Raw genomic sequence first — 4,861 nt, forward strand, 5'->3', positions numbered from 1 at the left:
CCAAACAAAAAGGAGATCGACTGGCGTATCAACTATCTCTAGATCAGCTCAAAGAATTAGGAAGAAATTAGCATTTGTAGGTTGGGTTGAGGTAACGAAACCCAACATAAACAGGACTTACGCAAAGAGGCAAAGAAGTTAGGATATTGATATTTAATTAGGGTTTGTGTATGGAAAGTCTTTTGGTAGGGATAGGAGACAGGAGACAGGAGACAACCCACCCCTCGCCCCTCCCCCTCCCAACCCACCCCTAGCCCCTCCCAGGAGGGGAGTGGAAGACAGGAGAAATGTAAATTATAGAGGAGGTAGTCGTAAAAATTGTAAGAGTGATTTTTCTGCCATAATCATCCCAAAATACTAGCTTTTTTAGTGTTTTAGACCGAAACAGACGCACTTTTTTAGACCAAAAAAGGCTGAAACTAATATCTGTCAGTGCTTTGATATTTAATCAGCAAGCCCTAATTACATAGTATAGATAGATATCTCCAACAATCAAAAATCAAATCAATTATTGCACTCTTATTCATCAATTATTTCCCCTATTTAAACCGGATTTGATATAACTATTTATCGTAGAGGTTTTAAAAATATTGGAATAGGTTGATCGTCACTCAGTGTTACATGATTAACCACTCTAAGTTCAATATTTGCTTCTTCAAAAGCTTCTTTAATCATTATACCTAAGACTTTCTGAATCGTGAAATGTTTTCCTGGTTTAACTTCTGTAACTATTTCGATTAATATGTGATTTTCAGAAAATTCTTCTACTCCTTCTATTATTGTTGGTTCAATTATGTCTTCCTGATAATCCTCTAGCAACTTCTTTCCAACTTTTTCTATAATTTCAGAGACTTGACTAATCTTAACTTGATAAGGAATTTTTAGCATCACCACTGCACTACTATAGCTGGAGTGATTAACTATATCCTTAACATCACGATTATGGATAATATAATTTTTATCTCCACCATTAATGCGAGTTGTTCTTAATTCTATTCCGGTGACAAAACCACTTACACCATTTATCTCTACAAAATCTCCTACTAAATAGTAACTTTCAAACAAAATAAAGAAACCTGCAACTATATCTTCAACCAAACTTTGTGCTCCCATTCCAATTGTTAAACCTAAAATACCTACACCTGCTAAAATAGGAGTCGGGTCAATTTTAATAGTATAAAGAATTGCTATGCCTGTACCAAAGTAAATCAGGTATTTAATACAACTTTGAAATAGGGGTAAAAATGTCTGTCGTCTCTGTTTAGATATATCATCTGTATCACCTTCACGCAGTAGAACTTCTTCTAGTAACAGTTGACCAATTTCTTGAACAACACGACTCATAAATATAATCCCAATTATTTGCAAAAATAAAGGACCATAAGGAGCTAAACCAGCAATAAAATCAACTTTTTGAATTGATAAAGTAGCTGTAGTAATATAGATTGTATATTCAAGACATCGTTTGGCAAGAGGAATTAATTTACTTAGGCGATCGTAAAGCCGCAAAATATTTCTTTGATCGGAATATTTTTTGCTAAGACCATCCAAAGTATCAATAACTGTTGTATTAGCTTTAGTAAAGAGTAACCCAACAATAATAATCATATAAACCTGCAAACTTATATACAAATATTTGATAATTACTGCTGGAAATACCATGATTTGAGCTGATATAGTCAGATATAACAGCCAAATCATATTATTAAAGTTGCTCTTGAAAAATTCAAATAAATTTTCAATACTGGCATCATTTGCAGTAATTTTATCAACATTTTTTGCCCATTCTTTTGACCAGGTTATAAATTTATTTATATATGGAATACTCCATTTAGTTAAAATTAGTATGCCCAAGATTTTGAGTATTCTAATTCCTATAGCTAGTAAGTAATCAAAGGAAATATTTTTAATCAAGGAAGTTTGATATTCGATTAGATTTTTTCCTTGATAAATAAGCCAGCCATTAAATCCGGTAATTAATAAACATAATAGTAAGCAACTTATAGTTAATAATATCTGAATATTTCGGTAGATAACTTCAACATCTTTTTTCTTTTTTTTAATTGATGATACTTTTATTAATTGTTTATATGCTCTGTTGATAAAAAATTTAATTACTACAAAGAGAGATATTAGAAATACGATTTCAACTCCCATTGCAATGATGCTGTTAATGTCAATTTCAATGAGGTTGTTAATATTAATTTTAGGAATCATAATTGTTTTCCTGGAATAGATTGTACAGTAATTAGAAAGTTGAAAGTATAGCGCTGTGCGCAGGCATAATATTCAATTCCATAACGGTTTTAACCAGAGGTAATTATCAATTATCCATTATCAATTATCCATTATCAATTATCCATTAATGAACTGCCTTCTTCAATGTAAATAATCTACAACAGCTTGAGCGATAGCTTCACTACCATACTTATCTAATTTTTCAGATTTACGAGGTGATTCTAGAGGTTGTCTGAGAAATTCCCAATCACTTTCAAAAAATTCTGTTTGTGGTAATATTTGATGATAACTATAATCTTGAATACCTTCTAATAATAATTTTGATTCAGCAAAACCTTCTCTGACTAAGGATACAACAGGTATCTCTAATCTTAAAGCTTCAGCAAATGTACTATATCCTGGTTTGGAAATAATTCTGCCACATATTGGCATAAAATCTACAGGTCGAATATTTAATAATTCAGTGTCATTTTGATTTGATATATTTCTGACATTGATGAGGTTGGGAAATTCTGGAGCATTACTATCAAAAGTAATAAATTGCCAGTCAGGAAAACGAGATATATTTTGATAGGGAATTTGTGCTAAACCTAAACCACCAAAAGTCAGTAAAACAGTTTTTTCTTGTTCTGTACAAATGCCAAACTTTGCTTTAATTTCTTCAGGTTGATAATGTGGAGTCCCTCCAGTTAATCCCACATCAACAATATTAGGAAAAGCATCCATAGATTCATGGAGTGGGAGGCGAAATAAACGGTCGCACTGCCCAAAACATTCCCCTATCCAATCAGCAATTTCCACAAATTCATCACCCCAGGGACGATAAATAAAATCCCAACCAAAATTACTCAACATCCACCCTGGAATATCAGCAGCTTTAGCAATTTTAGAAGCAAGTGGCGGAATATCTGCTAATAATAAATCTACTCGATTTTGCTTAATAAAATCAACTTCTCCAGCAATAATTGACCGTTCTTGACTCCGAATTTCTACCAATTTTTCTAGGGTAGCTTGTTTATCCATTGTGATACTATCTGATTGAATAACTCCCACATCAAAGGCACGAGGACGATGAATAAAATCACCAGAAATATAAGATTCTAATAACCAACGGGGAGCAGTTGTTACCATAATTAATAAAACATCGGGGCACATTTTTTGCACTAGATTGGCAACTGATGATATGCGTACAGCATGACCAAATCCATGATTAGTAATAGCAATATATAAAGTAGGTCGAGGCATGATATTTTGTCAATTAAAGATTAATTCTATCCTATAACAAATTTTTATAGCAGTCATTAGTAATATGCTCATCAAAATTAAAATACTTTATTATAATTAGAATGCTATTAAACTAAAATATTACCAGTTATGTTAGAATGTCTAAAAAAGCTAATTTTTTTGTAATATCAGTTTTGAGTAATGGGCTGTTTTTGAAGAATTTAGAATTAAGAATTTAGAATTTAGAATTACCTCTTCTGATAAATTAATCCGTTGAATAGTTACACTTTGGAGGAGGGAAGGCAGCTATGCTGCTATGCTGGAGGCAGAAGGCAGAAGGGAAAGAAAAGTTCAAAGGGAAAAGGTTTTTTTATAACTGAGTTATCCGGACATGATATTAGACATCTCCAGAAAAGAGGGAGTAGGGAGTAGGGAACCCACCCCTAACTCCGACCGTGGAGGGGAATAATTGATAATTTCTTTGGGATAATTGATTTTATTTTTTATTATTAGACATCTCCAAAAATAAAAAATACAATCAATTCTTATCCATAAATTATCAATTGTTCTTCCCTGTTCCCTGTTCCCTGTTCCCTGTTCCCTCTTTTCTGGAGATGTCTATTACATACTTCACAGTCATAAAGATAAAAATACTACTTTTAAAATGTTGCCTAATCATCCAGAAAAAATAATTTTTGACCAAGCAAATAGCCAAGATTTAGATAGTAAAACTACCACACAACTGATAGATTTATCTTGCCTAGATATGCAAAACCCAGCAATCATTAAAAGAATTGAAATAGATACTGATGGTGAAGTATTAGTCAAACGTCTTAAAGCTATGGGAGTTGTGCCAGAAAAACAAATAATGGTATTACGAAAAAGTTGCTTTGGCGGACCACTTCATATCAGAGTAGGTATCAGTACAGAATTAGCAATTAGGAGGGAAGAAGCAAAAACAATTTTTGTTCAACCGCTAATTTTGTGAACTCCAGCAGAAGGCAGAAGGCAGAAGGCAGGAAGTACAAATATTATTAAATGTTCCCAGTGCGGGCATCTTGCCTGCTATAGCGCTGCGCCCAGGCAACAGGCAATAGGCAATAGGCAATAGGGGGGATAAAAAGCTGATAATATAAAACTTTTAGCTATTGGACAGTTCCTGAAATTTGTAAATATGCCAGCGCACATTGGTATATATAGGGCTTGCTGAAAAAGTCTTTTTTAAGGAGTAGGGGACCCACCCCTCGCCCCTCCCCCTCCCAGGAGGGGAAAAGGGGAGTAGGGGAGTAGGGGAGAATTTTTTTGCCCAACTATGCGCTAAAAATGCGCTCCTTTTTGACCATGAAGAGCTGAAAACCATGTACTTTTTCAATACCTAAAAATGCTAAAACCTTTATCT

Annotated in this window: 3 protein-coding genes; 1 reads left to right on the forward strand and 2 read right to left on the reverse strand. The window is 33.6% G+C overall.

Annotated elements, in window-relative coordinates:
* Positions 1 to 567: 567 nt before the first annotated feature.
* Both F6K54_RS40440 and F6K54_RS40445 read right to left on the reverse strand, forming a co-directional pair.
* On the reverse strand, positions 568 to 2,217 hold the full coding sequence (locus F6K54_RS40440; protein WP_293090049.1) for a mechanosensitive ion channel family protein: 1,650 nt from the start codon (positions 2,215 to 2,217) through the stop codon (positions 568 to 570).
* Positions 2,218 to 2,379: 162 nt separating this feature from the next.
* Complete coding sequence (locus F6K54_RS40445) at positions 2,380 to 3,483, reverse strand: glycosyl transferase (protein ID WP_293090051.1); 1,104 nt, start codon at positions 3,481 to 3,483, stop codon at positions 2,380 to 2,382.
* A 643-nt stretch (positions 3,484 to 4,126) separates the two neighbouring features.
* Here F6K54_RS40445 and F6K54_RS40450 point away from each other — a divergent pair.
* A complete protein-coding gene (locus tag F6K54_RS40450) occupies positions 4,127 to 4,450 on the forward strand; it encodes a FeoA family protein (protein ID WP_293090053.1) in 324 nt (107 codons plus the stop codon).
* Positions 4,451 to 4,861 lie beyond the last annotated feature (411 nt).

It is taken from the genome of Okeania sp. SIO3B5 (assembly GCF_010692555.1).
Classification (GTDB): domain Bacteria; phylum Cyanobacteriota; class Cyanobacteriia; order Cyanobacteriales; family Microcoleaceae; genus Okeania.

Coding starts and splice junctions, on each gene's coding strand:
- F6K54_RS40440 (WP_293090049.1), bottom strand. CDS start 2,217: ATGATTCCTAAAATTAATATTAACAACCTCATTGAAATTGACATTAAC.
- F6K54_RS40445 (WP_293090051.1), bottom strand. CDS start 3,483: ATGCCTCGACCTACTTTATATATTGCTATTACTAATCATGGATTTGGT.
- F6K54_RS40450 (WP_293090053.1), top strand. CDS start 4,127: ATGTTGCCTAATCATCCAGAAAAAATAATTTTTGACCAAGCAAATAGC.